Here is a 17,318-nt window from a genome sequence, read left to right on the forward strand (position 1 = left end):
ACTTGCACGACCTCTACCACATTATACTCTCAGATATATAACGGGACAAGGTAAGGCTTATTGCATATGAAAATATTGACAAAATAATAATAAATGTTATAATTAAATCATAAGTAGTAAGTAATAAGTAGTAAGTAACATTAACAAAGTTCAATAGCTATCTAAAACCTGAAAAAATATAATACGAGGAGAAAACCCTATGAAAAATCTTTCCTTTACGCAAGAATTTTTTCTATGTGCTCTGAAACCACAAGGCAGTACAACATTAACTAACTCAACCGAAAGTTCCACTTGCCTTCTGGCCGGTAGTCTTCTGGAATTACTAATTGACGGTTATATCTCCATAGACGATAAAAAGAAAATGTTTATCACTAAGGATTTATCATCTGAAAAATTGTATTTGTCACCTATATACGAATTAATCAAGAACAACAAGCCTATGAATGTTGAAACAATCGCCGAGAAATACGCTTTTGGTTTTACGCTGCCAAATGAACTGTTCCAATCAGTAGGTCACTCCATTGTTGAGGATGGATGTGTCGTTGAAAAAAGTAACCAAGGATTATTCAAAAATAAAGTTCTCTTTTTACCAAATGAAAGTGAAGTAACAAAAGTTGTGGAAAAACTGCGGGCGGAATTTTTAGAAGAAGGCACCGTTTCTGATGAAACTATTGTCTTGGGAGCGTTACTAAATAAAAGCGGGTTAATAAAAAAGTATTTTTCAAAATACGAAACGCAAAAGCTAAATAACCGTTTAAAAGAAATTAAACAGAGCGAAGCTGGAGCATTAATCAAGAAGATGATAGATTATATTGATACATGGATTGCAATACTACTCATAGCCATAGTTTAAAGTTGAGGTGAGCTGAATGTCAAGGCAAAGACCCATTGAAGTGATAGAAAATGCCGAGTACGTTACAATTGGTGAACTGGTTCGATTAACGGGTGTTCGGTACAGTACCCTAAAATTTTACACTGAGGAAGAGATGCTTCATTTTGAACAGGCCGAAGAGAACCTGACAAGACGGTATAAAAGATCCGAAACTTTGGAGAGAATTCTTTTAATAAAAAAACTAAAGGAGGATGGATTATCAATTCCTCAAATAAAAAAGGCATTAAGCAGTTTTTAGCTTAACACCTATAGCTTATATGGCTAACCGAACCGTCACCCTATTTTACCCAAATACCTCTTCCGTTAGTTCCGGCTAAGATACTAGAGCCATTTATACAAAAGGAATATGCATCGATATTTTCCAACCCAGAATTTTCTTGTTTCCAGCTTTTTCCGCTGTTATCAGATGTATACACCCCACCACCAAAAGTTCCGGCTATGACTGTTTTACCCTTTGATGCCAGACAATCAATTTTTGGGGTTGTCAAGCCTGTATTAGTGGGGCGCCAGCTTGTACCGTTGTCGGTAGAAATAAATACTCCATCTTCTGGAGTTCCGGCGTAGATATTTGTACCGCTGACAGTAAGAGAAAATATTTGGGTGTTTGTCAAACCTGAATTGACCTCTTTCCAGCTCTCTCCGTTGTCGCTTGAAAGAAAAACACCGTTGCCAAATGTTCCAACAAAGATATTTTTGCCGCTGACAGCAAGAGACCCCACATTAGGGTTTGGAAGACCTGAATTAATCGGTCTCCAACTTGTACCACTGTCAGTAGAAATAAATGCTCCTCCTCCTAAAGTCCCCGCAAAGATGTTCGTACCGCTTACGGCAAGAGAGTAGACATATTTGTTTGTCAAACCTGAGTTGACTTCTATCCAGTTTGTACCATTGTCAGTGGAAAGAAATACTCCTCCTCCGTTAGTTCCGGCATAGATATTCGTACCACTGACGGCAAGGGAGAATACATATGGGTTAGATAAACCATTATTAATTTTTTTCCAATTTTTACCACTGTCTTCGGACAGAAATACACCTGCACCATTAGTTCCCGCAAATATCGCTTTATCCCTCATGACAATAGTGCCCACATGGGTATTTAATAAACCGGAACTGACCCCTCTCCAGCTTGTACCATTGTCAGTGGAAAGAAATACTCCTCCTCCATTGGTTCCGGCAAATATTTTCTTGTCCTCCACCGCAAGAGAGAATACATATTTGTTTGTCAAACCTGAGTTAACTGCACTCCAGGTTTTACCGCCGTTAGAAGAAATAAAAATGCCCTCATCTGTACCGGCAAATATACTCCTGCTGCTGCAAGCAATAAAATATACATGGTTGTTTGTCAACCCGGAGTTAACCGCAGTCCAACTTTTGCCATTATTTTCGGATGCAAAAATACCACCACCATAAGTTCCGGCAAAGATTGTTGTTCCACTTACGGCGACAGAATTAATTTGTTTGGTTGTCAAACCTGAATTAACCGGACTCCAGCTTTCGCCGTTGTTCGTAGAAAGAAAAATACCCCCATCCTCAGTCCCTGCAAAGATATTCCCTCCGCTAATAGCCAACGAATTGACACTAATGAATGTTAAACCAGAATTAGCTGCTTTCCAGTTTACACCATTATCTGTAGAAAGAAAAACACCGCTGCTGGTTCCTGCAAATATGTTTGTACCGCTGACAGCAAAAGTTAGGACGATAGTATTTTTCAAGTCTGAATTATCCGGCTTCCAGCTAACGCCTTTGTTATTGGAGATATAAACTCCGCCGTTGGTTCCTGCAATGATATTTGTTCCGCTAACAGCCAATGAATATACATTTTTACTAGTTAAACCTGAATTGACAGCAATCCAGCTTATACCATCGTTGGTTGAGTGAAAAACTCCACTACCTTCTGTACCGACAAAAATATCCTTACCCTCCATTGCAAAACAATGGATGTAACCGCCATATGGTCCGTTGGTCTGTACCCATGGTTCAGACGATGCCTTCTGAGAAATAAGCAATATTATAGACACAACCAGCACCAGAGTCACAAGTACCGGAATAGACTTAAGTAAGGTTCGGTTAATTTTCTTCACGTTTTTCTCCTCCTTATTTAAAGCAGCTATATAAATTCATTAGCTTCTAGAAATCGGACAACCAGTCCAACCAGTCAATACAAAAGCCGCCTGTAAAACAGGCGACTTTTAAGACTATTCGGGTTATTAGTATTGGGCAAAACCAAGACCCCGATTTTTCAGATTCTGAATGATAGTAGGAATTGCCGAGTTAGTTGATGCGTACCCGTCATGCATCAATGCATTACCATTAGCATTCAGATTGTTGCAAGCGTTCACGATTGATTGTGTACTTGCTCCGTTCCAGTCCTGAGAATCAACGTTAGGTGATACTACTGTCAACCCCAGTGCTGAACAGGCTTGCTGAATAGTGGCGTTGCTCTCAAGATAAGGTAATCTAATCTTTGTAGGAGCAGGTTTTCCGGCGTTTACAATAGCCTGGTTACATTGCTGTAAGTCATTGTAAACCTGTTGGTAGCTCCAGCTGGTCATATGAGAGTGACTCCAGCTATGGTTTTGCAGACTGTAGCCTGAATTTTTATAAGCATTCCAGCCATTTGAGTTACTGCTTATTCTGTTGCCCCACACAAATAAGGTGGCTTTGTCCGCTCCCGCATTCTTTAGAGCACTTACGAGAGTAGCTGAATTGCTGTTATTTGGACCATCATCAAAGCAAAGGTAAACATTACCGTTAGCACCTGTGTTTCCCCCAGTGTTTCCGCCTGTTGAGTTTGAACTTCCAAGGGTCAAAGTGCCAAGGTTAGCTGTGCCCCCAGTACATATGATATACAGATTGTGATTTCCGCTCACATTACTCAAGTTACAGCTTTGATTTGTATAAGTATTCCAACCGCCGGTTGAGTTGAAATTCAGTGAACCGATTTGTGTTCCGTAGTAACTGTCAGTAACTACTTTGAAACTGCCGCCTTGTGCAGCTGCAAGATTGAAGTTTAAGTAAGATGCTCCTGAAAGATTAACGTTGTCAAACTCTATCCAATCTCCCACTTTCCAACCACCTACAGCACCTGTCCACGAGTTCAGGCTGCTGCTTCGATTGTTGCACTGCCAGGAATTGAGATTAATACCTCCCGTAGTTCCGCCTGTATTTCCTCCTGTATTCCCACCGTTGTTTCCGCCATTACTGCTGCCTTCGCTTACTGTTATACTTGAACTGCCACTGCTCTGGTAGCCTTCAGTTTCAACTATCTGGTAATCATGAGTACCCATTTGCCAGCCTTTGCTCTTCCATGCATTAAAGTGGTTTGCAGTAGTTACGCTTCCGCTGGATCTCTTTGTAGTACGTACACTCCAATATTGATAGAATGTTGCGGGACCGACAATTGAAGGTTGGTTAACTCTTTGTGTACGATATATGTTATATGTACCTCCATCAGAATTAACAGTTCCAACAGGTGTTCCTCCCGGAGGAGTCCAAGAGCCATAATCTTCAACTATGTAATATTCAACAAGAGGATTTTTGGTCCAGCCGTAAACGGCCAGATATCCATTGTTACCGCCATTGAAATTACCTGAAAAGTTAATTACTCTTTCTTTTCCTATTTCCCAGCCCTTACCTGCAGTAAAATTACCGCAATTTCTCCAACTAGTACTGTAGCTCCCATTGCCGTTTAAGGTCATGGAAGCATAACCACCGCCATCTGTCCAAAATGAGTAATAGAAATTACCATCATAGCCAGTTTTGTTTGAGGTGAGCGTATCTCCCGCAAAAGCTGTAGTTGGGATTAGTAATGATGCTATCATTACTGCAGCGATTGCCAGCCTTTTGAACTTGCCTTTTGCTTTGTTCAACATTTTTACATCTCCTTTAAATTTTTTTAACAAAAGCAGACACTCTAATCTATAATATCTGCATTGTTCCGAATGAATTATGTTTCCCTTTCTTAAACGGTTGTAAAATTTTGTACTAATGTAGTAAAATATTGTATTTTTATTATATTTTACTTTGTTAAAATATACAATATATTTCTATAATTTACCGTATATTTGTGCATATTCACTATTGTCATTAATTATTTTTGTAAATAATTGCACTTGTGTTGTAAATTTTTGCACTTTGTGTATGCAGTTGTAAAATTTTGTACTATATTCGATAAAAAAGGGCTTCAGAGCGTTGCATCCCTTAGCCGGTATTACGCCAAACTGGACACCACACTCCAAAACCCTTATTTATCAGGATTTCAATCCTTATTTACTTTATCCGTTAATCTCCAATTTATATTTCTCACTACTTTTAATATAAATATATACAAGAAGTATCGAAGTAATTATTGTAATAAGAATAATGGCATTATTATAACCAAACATATTAATAATTCTAGATAATAAAACCATTAAAATGACATTGATTATGTTATAAACCAAACTCATTAATGACATATTATATGCTTTATTATCTTTTGAATGAGTAAGCACATAATTATTTATAAACGGTCTTACTTTGGAGTTAATCAAAGAAACTATAAAGATAAATAAAATTACAGCAACTTTATTCTCAATTATTGTTATTAAGTATATTAAAGGCATTAAAAATTTTACAAACATTACCATATATTAAAAGTTATTTCTAAATATCTCCCAGAATAATCTTCTTTAACATAGCAAAATCAAGTGAATTTATCTCTCCATCAGAATTAAGATCCCCTGCCTTTAAGTCATCCTCTACAGGAAAATCACTAATTAACCCTACAATATACTTTTTCATAAGTACATAGTCCGTCGCATCAACGCTTTTATCTCCGTTCAAATCTCCGGCAAGTACAGTTACTACATCCTTTTTAGTAAATTTGAACCAGTTAAAGTTAAATAAGTATCCACTTCCTCCGGTAAATTTCAGATATAAGTTATGTTTTCCAGTTACCCCGCTGATGCTGCACTTTGCATCCGTCCAAGTCTGCCAATCTCCGGTTGCGGTAACCGGACAAGTTCCTATAAGAGTACCAGTGAGACTGTCAAGCCTGATTTCTATATTACCGCCACTGGTGCTGCTAGCCACTCTGGCTTGAAAACCTGCCGCATCGGTACCAAAATCCACATTATTGTATACAGTATAGTCTCCATTTTCAATATACCCAATATCCTCACCGCCTTCATTGCAAGACTCAGACTGTACTCCTGATTGGTCGCTGAATCTTTCTGCTTCTATTTGCGTAAAGGCTGATATCGGTTCAGTATCAATTTTATCCAGTCCTGCTCCATTAAACGGGATAACAATAACCTTGCTGCCATGTTTGTCATTGCCCAGTTCTTTGTCTTTTGCAACATCTATGGCTGCAAGTGTCATTGCGACAACATGACCGTTCTCCATGTATACATTAGGTCTTTCAAGTTTATTCCAGTGATTAGCGGTACCATTTGTATAGCGAATAAAATTCGATGTGGGATCAAAAGCATACCCAGATTGAAGCTTCCAATTGCTGATACCATCCTTTGAAGTAAGGTGATATGCTTTGCGTGTGTCCCATTTGTTAACGACAATATGATACTCACCGCCACTGTACCAGATAACTGGATCTTCCATATTCACTGTAGGACATCCCTGAGTCTTGGCATAAATATTAGTTCCCTGAATGGTATAAGGTCCAAGAATATTGTCAGATATACCGATTACCGCATCCCTGCCAATAGCCGCATAACGTCCATCGGGGCGAAGCATAATGTAAACATTTGATGCCGAGAAAAGTGATGAGTATGAATTTGAAGCAATGGACATACTTCCCAGCTTTGACCATGGCCCATCCAGAGAATTGGAAACAAAAATATCCGCCGGACGTCTGGTTTCACTAACAACAATTGCATACCGACCATCCTTTAATTGAAGGGGAACCACGTTATGGCCTTTACCTCCCTGATCATTCGGCCAGCACAAGCCTTGATCCGTATAAGGACCATATAGGTTAGTACTTGTTGCATGAACAGCCACCGAGCCAAACCAGCCGTTATGTCCGGCGCTCTGATTCCATCGGCTTGCAAACATGTGGTATCTGCCATCTTCCCCCTTGATGATTCCTCCATCCCAATAACAATACTTTGACATGGTTTTGTCTTCCAAACCGTTGGATTGATCACGTGGACCTACCTCCGCGGCACCCCAGCAAGAAGATGACAAGGACTCTATTACAGGTGTTGCCGTGAAGTAGTCAATAAATGATGCCGCATATACTTGCCCTTGAATCACCATCAACATAGCCAAACCAATTAAAAACACTGAACTTTTTTTCATATTTCAACATTTCCTCCTTAGATTAAATATGACATTGTTAAAATGTCTAAACCTATTTATTAAAATAGATTTTTTATGATTTATTTATATAAATTTTCACTTCGGTCAGTTAAAATGTGAAAAATCAACACCTCTATCTCTGAGCCGGAGAGAAAAAGTGTAAATTAGATATGAAGAAGTACGGTGTGTTTGTAACGGTGACAGGTAATTATAATAGCAACCCTATATTTTACATATATGTATTTATTATATAACTTGCTTTTGATGTTGAAAATTGAATATTTTTAGTTTAAAGTTAAATTTATTGGTTACTTGGTAATAGTTTGGATTTCAGTTCAGAATTGAATGCAGCACAAAAAGATAATTATTTCTGACACACTGATTAATTTATTTCAAGAAATGTAGATTTAGACAGATTTTGATTTACTCGGACAAATGGTTACTACTATATGTGCCTTAGGACTTTTCAAGCTTACAAATGACCATTGACTCAATTAACTGTATGGTATCAAAATTCTCAATTACCAATTCTTCATCTTCAAATGAGATACCATACTTATCCTCAATTTCAATTATTAAATACATAAAGAAGCTTTGTTGTATTTTACCCTTTAAAAACAAACTTTCATCTATTGAGTTAATTTTAACCAAATTATTCTTCTCTATAAAATCTAAAACAAACGTATTCACTCTTACTCCCACCTAAAAAATTTTATTGATAATGCAAAGCACCCTATCATAACTCCAATAAGCACTAAAATACTTTGCCAGCATGTAGAAATACCATCACCTAACCATACATGTTTCATTGCTTCAACCACATGAGTTACAGGTAAAATTTTTGAAATGCGCTGCATAAAATGAGGCATAATCTCAATAGGAACAGTTGCCCCTGTTAAAAAGAGCATTGGGAAATAAATAAGATTTGCAATTGCACCGGCAGCCTTCATGTTTGGTGCAATACTTGCAATGAGAAATCCTATGGAAAAAATACTAAAGATTGATAAAAGAAATACAATGGCAACTTCAAGCACATTCCCGGTAAAATTCAGATTAAATACAAGCTTCGCAACTACAATCAGCAAAGCCATTCCGGTAATTGTCATGAAGGTGTTGACACATATTTGCGAGACAATTACATAAACCGGTTTTATGGGTGTGGCCATATATCTTTTAAGTATCTTTTTCTCCCTGTATTCACATATAGTAAGGGGCAAGCTCATAAGTCCCGTTACCGAAATTATCATTCCTGCATATGCCGGTACCGATACATCTACCATTCCTGCCCCACCGTACACTTCATTAGGAGTATTCCCATATATACCCCCAAAAAGTAAAATCATCAGGGTAGGGAATACTAGTAGAAAAAATATATTGATAAAATTGCGTAAAAACAATTTAGATTCAAACATTGTAAGCCTTAACATTATTTTTGATTTCATAGTAACCTCCACTTCGCCACCCAATTGTTTTTCAAATAGTCATTAAAAAATAGCATATCCTTTACTTTTTATCATGAGTAACTTCATCTTCCGGTATATATCCAACCATATCCAGAAAAACATCTTCTAAATCCGGTTTTTTAACATTTAAGTCCTTATACGCTATATTATTCTCAGTTAAATATGTAAGCACACGATTTACATAATCATCCGCTTTACCAAGGAGAGTAATAACATCATTTTCCTTTTGTACAGTCACTTCAAGCCCTAACTTTTTAAAGCCTTCAACATCCAGATTGGCAGCTTTGAAAGATATCTTTTGTTTTAAATCGTATTCACTAATAATACTGCCGATTGTCCCTATGTTTTCTATGTGTCCCTTACTCATTATAGCAATTCTGTCGCAAAGGGTTTCCACTTCATCCATAAAATGTGAGACAATTACAATCGTCAGCCCATTTTCACGCAGCTTTAAAATCATATCCCACATCTGTCTGCGAGCTTTTGGATCCAGCCCCGTTGTAAGCTCATCCAGAAATACCAATTTAGGATTTGAAATTAACGATAATACTATAGCCAACTTTTGCTTTTGTCCGCCTGATAGTTTGGAGATATATGCCTTTCTTTTTTCTTCTAACCCCATTGCACCAAGTAATTCATTATAGGGCATTGGATTATTGTAAAAAGAAGAATACAATTCACAAAGCTCGTATACTTTTGCTCGCTCCTGATAAGAAGTATCCTGCAACTGAACTCCCATTATTTCTTGTAATTTTTTTCTATCTTTCCAAGGCTCAAATCCCATAACATTAATTCTGCCACTTGTTGGCTTACGAAGACCTTCAATACACTCAACTGTGGATGTTTTTCCAGCCCCGTTAGATCCAATAATACCAAATATCTCACACTTATTCACTGAAAAGGAAATATTATCAACGGCACAGAAGTCTTTATACTTAATACTAAGTGAATCAACTGTAATCATTATAGCAATACGCTCCTTTACTAATTAATGTTTAAAGCTTATAAAATACACCCAGTGTATGATTTGCTTATATGTATAGAAAGGCTGTTCTTTTACGACAGCTGGTTAGATACTACACTCCTGCCATAATATACCAATATTACAACAATTATATCATAGTTTTTCATTCTCGTGTTATGAAAAGTAAAAATGCTCGTTTTTAAACCTACGACCTATAATCATTACCATTTGCATAAAACCCTGCAAAGGAAGCATGCATAATCATGGACGGAATAATGCTCCCACTTGCAAAAAACATAATACATCCTACTATGGAAATAGAAACACTGGAAAAACCAAGCACCAATCCCTGTACCTTTGTGTCCGTCAGTAAAACCTGATTTAATATAAAAGCTGCAGTAACCACGATAACTGCAATAACATTATTCATGCCATTTGAAACCAAGCCTTGAAGAAATACTCCTCTAAAAAATACTTCTTCAAAGCTTGCGCTTAAAATCGGGAGCAACCATGCTATCTTTTTTGGTATTTGAAAAATACCTTCTATCCATTTAATTTTAGATATCTCACCTGCAATATCCATACTCGGTGCTAACTTCAAGCTAACAATAATGAATACTGCTACTAATGACATAGCGGCTACTACTCCAAGGATTATCGTTGCAAAAAGTTCAAGACTCACCTCTAAGGGAAATAAATTAAAAATATGGATTTTTGCTGTTTTTGCCACAACAATACTACTTATTACAGGCAAAGCACAATATAAAAAGGTTGCAAAAACCGAATAAGAGTAGGATGCCGGAATTCCAAACAATGACGATATAAAAAGGGATATCCTATTCTTTATATATGTATTTTTATAAGACTGCTTAAATATAAAAAGCCATACAAACATACAGCAGTAACCAACGACAGCAACAATTAAAGCATTATCCATTTTTCTTGCATCTCCCCATGATTAGAATAATAATATTCTGTAATGAATGTGCAATAAGCGGAACGAGGATACATCCTCCGCTAAGCAAAAACATCACTGCAAAGAGAATCCCACTGACGGTTTTCTGCAAAAATGTCGAAAAGCCATAATATAGATGGTTTAATCCATACACAACGGAGCTTGTAAATACAAATATAATAGTACCCCGGCCTAAATTGTCTATAATTACAGTACTCCACATTTGTCTGTATATAAATTCTTCAATGATTGCAAGGAGTACAGTCAAAACGCACCCAACGGCAGACATCTTTGACCAGTTTGCATTTATTGAAATCCCTTTAACCTTTATTTTGGATAACTTAAGTATTATTCCTCCGACAGCTAATTCCACGCCAATCAACACAGGTGCGGAAACAATTGCTATTAAGTACCATATAATTTCCGACGTAATAAAAACCTTACCGCCCGTGGGTATTAAACTCCAGCTCAGCAAGTACAATACAGCACTTACGATTACACAATTCATTAAATATGAGACTTCTTGATTTTTTCTTGGGTACCCTCTGGTAAAGTTCAGCGCAATTTGCGGAATCGAAACCGGGTACACCGTTGCTAACAGTACTAAAAGGCTATGGCAAAGGATGTGGATATTCATTTGTTACACCACCAAATTTCTTCATTCTTGGATGATTCTTAAAAGGAAAACCGGGCAAGCACATACCGCAAAGCTCAGGTATCAATGTCCTTACAACACTCCACCCTTTTTCGATAACCTCAGGTGGTGTAATATCTACATACACTGCATATTCACTAACTTTTGACACTTCACTTAACAAATGTGAAATTTGAGCATCAACATCGTTTTCCCAACGAGATTCAATTTCCGACAATTTTATTGTATCCCCTGTGAGCTGCTCCAATAAAGCATCAATTTCTTTTGCTTTATCGGGAACCCCATAGTACAAAACATTTGTATCCAAATCTGCAAATGCAGACGTAGTATTAGAAAATTCTATTTTTTCCGGATCAAATAGTGCATTAAACATATGCATAAATATGATAGCTGTTGCCTCCATTGAGCCTCTTAAAACACCATTTTTAGCATTCAAATCTCCTTGCGTACCTACAATTAAATATGGAAGCTTTTTATCTTTTCTCTTTAACACATTAAGATAAACCGGCAAGTCCATATCCGGCATAGTTACAAGTAATGGAATCACTTCATAAGGGGAATCCTTTCCAAGTCCACAAGCTTCAAAACATTTTAAAACATCGGGGTCATCTATTATAACTCTTTTTGATTTTTGCTTTGTATACCATGAAAGGACAAATGAATCAATTTGAATATATTCTACTAACGCATTTAGCAGTGCCTTTTTTAATGAACGATGGGATGCAGTTCCCGTTGAAAAGGAAGGTGTAAAGAATTTTTCACCTTTCTCAGAGTTCTTAACAAACCCGATACACAGTATTTGCATGGGTACCCATACATCTTCACCCGGATGAACCAATGACGCACATTTAATCCAGCCGATTATATCATCTTCTGTTGCATGTTCAGGTGAATATGCCGGCATCATCTGGGCTAAGGTCTTTTGCTGCTCCGCGGAAAAAATATTAAGGTATTCTAACGGCATTACTTTTCCTTGTTTTTTCATTTCCTTATAACTGCAATAAACTGCTTTCTCTCTTAAAAGCTTTTCTGTACTTACAGAAGAATAACGTTCTACACTTTCCCCAATTAACTTAATCAATGCCTCCTCATGATACATTCCATATCCGCTCAGATGATACTCAACATGTTTCTCCGGATCATTGAAAGTTATTTTATGATAATTGGGCATACGTCCAGTTACAGATTTCAGACAAGGCTCAGGCGGCATGTGAACCATAGGTGCTAAAACCCCATGCATAATACCTGTTTGATTTCCGCCAATGTATCTGTATTGATTCATAATATGCTCATACGATGGATAAAATCTTATCATATTACCACTCCATATTTTCATAGTTTATTTAATCTTAATTGCATTAGCCACCATTTCATCTACTAACGCACGTGACGAAATATTTTTCTCTTCCAGCTTAATCTTGGAAACAGCACCACATGCAGGACAGAAAGGCACGCGTAAAATATCCTGTGCTTGTATTTCAAGGGTTGGAAGGTAAATAGTCAACAATCTTCCGGTAAATTTGGAAACCCCGATTTTTCTAATCAAATAAGCCTCAGAGACTGCTAAGTTCACCAATAAGTTCAATAATGGAACAAGCCCTTTGCTTCCTTTTGATGTGTACTTGGATGAATTTTTCTCAACCTTTACAAAATTATGATATTGAACATGGTCTTCCAATCTTGCAAGTGCTCTCAATTCAAAGCACTCTAAGCAGCCCGTGGAATATGGATTGGTAGCAAGTGCACAAACCACAGGCCCATCAATAAAAGTTAAGACTATTGGAATTTCAACTTCCATGCAAATTCGATTTAAGTTTCTCATTAATATAATAGAGAGGTTTTTCATACAACCAACAACAGCATCATACTTCTTAAACATCTCTTCAAAATGGCTCATCTGCTGTACACGAGCCAAACCATCCATATTGGAAGTTAAATCTGCATTTTTAATTTCCTGCATTGTTTGAACGTCCATAATATTTAATGTAAAATTCATTTCTTCTGCAAGATTTTTAGCTGAATTCACAGTATATTCATCATCAGCAAAAAATAAAACTTGCTTTTTATTCGCATCATCTTCCGATTCAATTTCTTCATGCTGTAAATATCCCAATAAAGCCAGTGTCAACTCTTCATCTATACCTTTTGTTTCAACTGATGTAATATAGTTTGTTGCACGAAGTTCGTTCAATAATGATTGCACTACTTCTTTTTCATATGGCTCCAGAAGGACTTCATTAATAGCGTCCTCATTGTATCCCTCTTCACTTTGAAGCGCATAAAATACCTTTCTCATAAAAACAGACAGGTTTTTTGTTAAAGTAGATAAATCTAATTCTGCTTCCTCATAATTTAATACTCCCATACGCAAACGAATTTCATTTGCACCGTTATCATAGACACTCACATTATCACGAAAAACCAAATTATTAGAATTTTTAGACATTATATAACTCCCCCATTTCCAAATACTGTAAAGTGTATAACTTGCTTACTAATTCCATCAAGGCCAAATCTTTTTTCAATAAATTGCTTATCATATCCCCCTAAATCACATGCACCATACCCAAGTGCCGTTGTTGTCAACTGTGCATTTTCCGCTATTTCTCCCGCTTCAATAAATCCGTATGCAGCACCCGCATTACCATATTTATGAGAATTTAAATATAATTCATATACATACGCAACACAAAAAGCTGAATCTTCAACTTTTATATCACCAAAGCCCGCAAGAGCATTCAAATCTTCCTCACTATACCCTTTCTCTATTAACCTAAGAGAATGTTCATAAGGATAGTATTCATAAATCCCTCTCTCCAGCCCCTCCACATTCCATGCAACAATATATAGTTTCACCGGGTAAAAACCGCCTCCGGATGGAGCTGCACGAAGCATAATACGCTCTGCATCCGCCGCTTTTTCTTTCAATTGCAGATATCCCGTAATCCCCTGTGAATAAAAAAGAATGGTTGCAAAGTCTTTTAAAGGAATAGACCCTTTAAATGTTCTTACACTTCTTCGGGCTTGCAAAACTGCACTAAAAGCAGCTTTTATTTTTTTTGCCTGAGGAAGTTTAATTGTATTATCATATGCCTGTTCTTTTTTATTACGCATTGCAAAAGAAAGTAATGCATCTCTAGCACGAAATCGGCTGATTCCAATTCTAAAGTCAAGCCTTGCACTGTATGTACGAAAATTAAGCAAATACTCTTCGCTAACAAATCTATTTACTCTTGAATGGTAAATTCCCTTTAAAACAACTTCCGGAGTACGAACAACTGTAGTATCGGCATATGGTGAAATCAGAGCATATTGTGAACTCATACTTATAATTTCACGATAATGTGCATGTTCCTCTAAATACTTTTTCCCCTTACTATCCATGTAAACATCTCCTTTTATATTTAACCTCTTTATAAAATAAAAGGCATTATTTGTACTTTGTGAGCAGGTCAGAATCTTTACTTTAAAACTCCGACCTGCTCTTTCTTCAGATATAACCTAGAACAATCTTATGTAATATTGAATTAGCAACATGTGCAGCTGCAACATGAACATGCTGATCCGGTACATGTAGTCGATGCTCCGGGGCTAACCTGAACAGTTCCCATAACGATACTTGTTGCACAATTGTATCTGGTGTGTTTTAACATAGCGTTCACCTCCGTATTTTTGCTTTTTAGATTCTTTGTTAGCAACATGTACAACTGCAGCATGAACATGCTGACCCGGTACATGTAGTCGATGCTCCGGGACTAACCTGAACAGTCCCCATAACGATACTTGTTGCACAATTGTACCTGGTGTGTTTTAACATAGTTTCACCTCCTTTGTACAATAAATCAAGCCTTGTGCCGTTTCCCTCAGACCTCAAATCCTAAGCACAAAACCTTATTTATCATTTGATATATGATAAGCTTTCCTCTTAAATAAATGGATTCATCCAGATATATCAGAAGGAATTCTTATGCACTAAGCAGTTATTCATTGATATTTATACAAATTTTTCACAGGCTGATTCTAAAAGCATATGTGTTGTTATCACATAAATAAGGGTCATATCATGTGTAATATTTCTTTGAATACTACCTGAATTTTCTTTTAATTCTTTTATTAATGAATGTACTTTCCCGTAATCAAAAACACCATACCTATCAAAAGTGTTTTTGGCCAAATAGTCTTCAAATTGATTTATATTATTTAAGAAAAGCTCCACACCCGGTGTAGAGTATTGATACTTGGTTCTTCTTATGATTGGTTCAGGCACAATATCAGAAAATGCTTCTTTTAAAATATATTTTTCCTTGTAACCTGCTAACTTTAAATTGTCCGGAATAGAATAAGCAAGTCTGATTAAACGACGATCAAGGAAAGGATATCTTCCCTCTACGGAATTTGCTAATAGCACCCGGTCGCCTTGTGTTGATAAAAGATAACCTGCTAACAGTAATTTCATCTGAACAGCCTGACATTTTTTCATCACAGACAACTCGTTTGATTCCCGAGTAAATTGCTGATACACCTCGTTAGATATATCATTTAAGTCAATGCTCTCCTTGTTTTCTTTATTAAAATACTCAACAATGGAAGAACTGGCTGTAATACGTGACTGCATAGAATAAATAAACTCATTACTTCCCTGGAAGAAAGCTGAATAGTATTTTTTATAACCTTCCAGTATATAACTATTATTCATATTGATGGGAGAAATAAAATTTTTAATTCCATTAGTTCTAATATTTGATGCAGGATTTAGAGAACAGTACTTTCTAAAAAGTGTCTCTTTATAGATATCATAGCCATAAAACAGCTCATCTGCTCCTTCTCCGCTCAAAACAAACTTGACTCCATTTTTGTGTGCCGCTTTGGAAAGCATATACATTGGGACAGCACCCAACTTATATAGCGGAACCTCACAATGTTTTATTACTTTTAAAAGATGTGAAAGGATATCTTCATCACTGACCGTAATCTTTATGTGCTGTCCTTTATTTCCTTCTAAACCCAAGGCCTGATATGCAGATTCATCAATTCTATAATCTTTAAATCCAAGAGAAAACGTAGTAAATTCATCATACCCACATTCGTTTAATAATTTCATCAAAATCGTAGAGTCAAGCCCGCCACTTAAGTAAATTCCCCATTTTACATCTGAATCACACATAAGCCTATCTAAAATGGATTTCTTAAGTGTTGTATATATTTCATTTTTAAGCTCATTAATACTACTGTAATCAAACTTCTGAGCATAGTCACTAAAACGATGGTATAAATTTATCTGTAAGCCGATTTTTCCATCAATTAAAGCATACCCCGATGGTGGTATCTGATAAATATTTTCAAAAACTGTTCGTCCCTCAGCAGGTGACCAGAAAACAAACTGTTCGTAAAGTCCCGATATACTGGGACGTATCTCAACTTCATCTGCCTGTACAATTGCTTTAATCTCCGATGCAAAATATATAGTGTTATTCACTACAGAATAATAAAGAGGGCAAATACCATTTCTGTCTCGAGCAATAAACACTCTGCTGTCAGACTGATCATAAATTGCGAATGAAAACTGGCCATCAACTTTGTCCAGCATTTCCACCCCGAATTCCTCATATAAATGCACAATAACTTCAGCATCACATAATGTATTAAAGGCATGTCCCTTTGAAATTAACTGATTCATTAATTCCATATAATTGTATATTTCGCCGTTAAATACTGCAACGATGGACTTATTCTCGTTATATATGGGTTGCACCCCATTCTTCGTGTCAACGATGCTCAGCCTTCTCGCCCCTAATTGAACCTTAGAACTATAATAGTAGCCCTCACCGTCCGGCCCCCTATGTACTATAGCACCAGCCATTCTTTCAATTAACTGGTCAGGAATACTATTCTTTGGTGAAACAATTCCCACAATACCACACATTATAATTCTCCGTCCTACAGATATAGCAAACAATCGTCTTCTACTCTGCCAAACACTTCATTAATTTATTCTAAAATCCGAAGAAATTACTTTAAAGTTTTAAACGGGTTTTTACATTTTTTGTATTTTTTTGATTATATTCCATATTTTATTACTTATTTCCATT

At 36.6% G+C, this 17,318-nt stretch carries 16 protein-coding genes; 2 read left to right on the forward strand and 14 right to left on the reverse strand.

Features of this window, described 5'->3' with window-relative positions; genetic code table 11:
* The first annotated feature begins 199 nt into the window (after window positions 1-199).
* Complete coding sequence (locus P0092_RS18745; RefSeq protein ID WP_004620526.1) at window positions 200-853, forward strand: GPP34 family phosphoprotein; 654 nt, start codon at window positions 200-202, stop codon at window positions 851-853.
* Between the two features lie 16 nt (window positions 854-869).
* Complete coding sequence (locus tag P0092_RS18750) at window positions 870-1,130, forward strand: helix-turn-helix domain-containing protein (protein WP_004620524.1); 261 nt, start codon at window positions 870-872, stop codon at window positions 1,128-1,130.
* Window positions 1,131-1,170: 40 nt separating this feature from the next.
* Here P0092_RS18750 and P0092_RS18755 read toward each other — a convergent pair whose 3' ends face one another.
* The 14 genes from P0092_RS18755 to asnB all read right to left on the reverse strand — a co-directional run bounded on the left by P0092_RS18755 (window position 1,171) and on the right by asnB (window position 17,152).
* Complete coding sequence (locus P0092_RS18755; RefSeq protein ID WP_004620522.1) at window positions 1,171-2,973, reverse strand: DUF6242 domain-containing protein; 1,803 nt, start codon at window positions 2,971-2,973, stop codon at window positions 1,171-1,173.
* 126 nt (window positions 2,974-3,099) lie between these two features.
* Complete coding sequence (locus P0092_RS18760; protein WP_004620520.1) at window positions 3,100-4,764, reverse strand: glycoside hydrolase family 11 protein; 1,665 nt, start codon at window positions 4,762-4,764, stop codon at window positions 3,100-3,102.
* A gap of 772 nt (window positions 4,765-5,536) precedes the next feature.
* A complete protein-coding gene (locus P0092_RS18765) occupies window positions 5,537-7,192 on the reverse strand; it encodes a carbohydrate-binding protein (RefSeq protein WP_004620517.1) in 1,656 nt (551 codons plus the stop codon).
* Between the two features lie 456 nt (window positions 7,193-7,648).
* Window positions 7,649-7,882 carry a hypothetical protein gene (locus tag P0092_RS18770; RefSeq protein ID WP_004620516.1) on the reverse strand — a complete coding sequence of 78 codons (234 nt, stop codon included), beginning with the start codon at window positions 7,880-7,882 and terminating at the stop codon, window positions 7,649-7,651.
* 2 nt (window positions 7,883-7,884) lie between these two features.
* Window positions 7,885-8,634 carry an ABC transporter permease gene (locus P0092_RS18775; RefSeq protein ID WP_004620514.1) on the reverse strand — a complete coding sequence of 250 codons (750 nt, stop codon included), beginning with the start codon at window positions 8,632-8,634 and terminating at the stop codon, window positions 7,885-7,887.
* A 61-nt stretch (window positions 8,635-8,695) separates the two neighbouring features.
* Complete coding sequence (locus P0092_RS18780; protein ID WP_004620513.1) at window positions 8,696-9,619, reverse strand: ABC transporter ATP-binding protein; 924 nt, start codon at window positions 9,617-9,619, stop codon at window positions 8,696-8,698.
* A 205-nt stretch (window positions 9,620-9,824) separates the two neighbouring features.
* Complete coding sequence (locus P0092_RS18785; protein ID WP_004620511.1) at window positions 9,825-10,556, reverse strand: CPBP family intramembrane glutamic endopeptidase; 732 nt, start codon at window positions 10,554-10,556, stop codon at window positions 9,825-9,827.
* Entirely contained in the window at window positions 10,549-11,211 is a 663-nt protein-coding gene (locus P0092_RS18790; RefSeq protein ID WP_004620510.1) for a CPBP family intramembrane glutamic endopeptidase, read from the reverse strand. The genes P0092_RS18785 and P0092_RS18790 overlap by 8 nt, the downstream gene beginning before the upstream one ends.
* On the reverse strand, window positions 11,186-12,544 hold the full coding sequence (locus P0092_RS18795; RefSeq protein WP_004620508.1) for a YcaO-like family protein: 1,359 nt from the start codon (window positions 12,542-12,544) through the stop codon (window positions 11,186-11,188). The genes P0092_RS18790 and P0092_RS18795 overlap by 26 nt, the downstream gene beginning before the upstream one ends.
* A 24-nt stretch (window positions 12,545-12,568) precedes the next feature.
* Entirely contained in the window at window positions 12,569-13,675 is a 1,107-nt protein-coding gene (locus P0092_RS18800) for a bacteriocin biosynthesis cyclodehydratase SagC family (RefSeq protein ID WP_004620507.1), read from the reverse strand.
* On the reverse strand, window positions 13,675-14,613 hold the full coding sequence (locus P0092_RS18805; RefSeq protein WP_004620504.1) for a SagB family peptide dehydrogenase: 939 nt from the start codon (window positions 14,611-14,613) through the stop codon (window positions 13,675-13,677). Before P0092_RS18805 ends, P0092_RS18800 begins: the two co-directional genes overlap by 1 nt.
* Before the next feature lie 143 nt (window positions 14,614-14,756).
* Window positions 14,757-14,882 carry a hypothetical protein gene (locus P0092_RS18810; protein ID WP_276186992.1) on the reverse strand — a complete coding sequence of 42 codons (126 nt, stop codon included), beginning with the start codon at window positions 14,880-14,882 and terminating at the stop codon, window positions 14,757-14,759.
* A gap of 38 nt (window positions 14,883-14,920) precedes the next feature.
* Complete coding sequence (locus P0092_RS18815; RefSeq protein WP_276186992.1) at window positions 14,921-15,046, reverse strand: hypothetical protein; 126 nt, start codon at window positions 15,044-15,046, stop codon at window positions 14,921-14,923.
* Window positions 15,047-15,223: 177 nt separating this feature from the next.
* Window positions 15,224-17,152, reverse strand: coding sequence for an asparagine synthase (glutamine-hydrolyzing) (gene asnB, locus P0092_RS18820; protein WP_004620503.1), 1,929 nt, complete (start codon window positions 17,150-17,152; stop codon window positions 15,224-15,226).
* Between the last annotated feature and the right edge of the window lie 166 nt (window positions 17,153-17,318).

The sequence above is a fragment of the Ruminiclostridium papyrosolvens DSM 2782 genome (assembly GCF_029318685.1).
In the GTDB taxonomy this organism is placed as follows: Bacteria; Bacillota; Clostridia; order Acetivibrionales; family DSM-1351; genus Ruminiclostridium; species Ruminiclostridium papyrosolvens.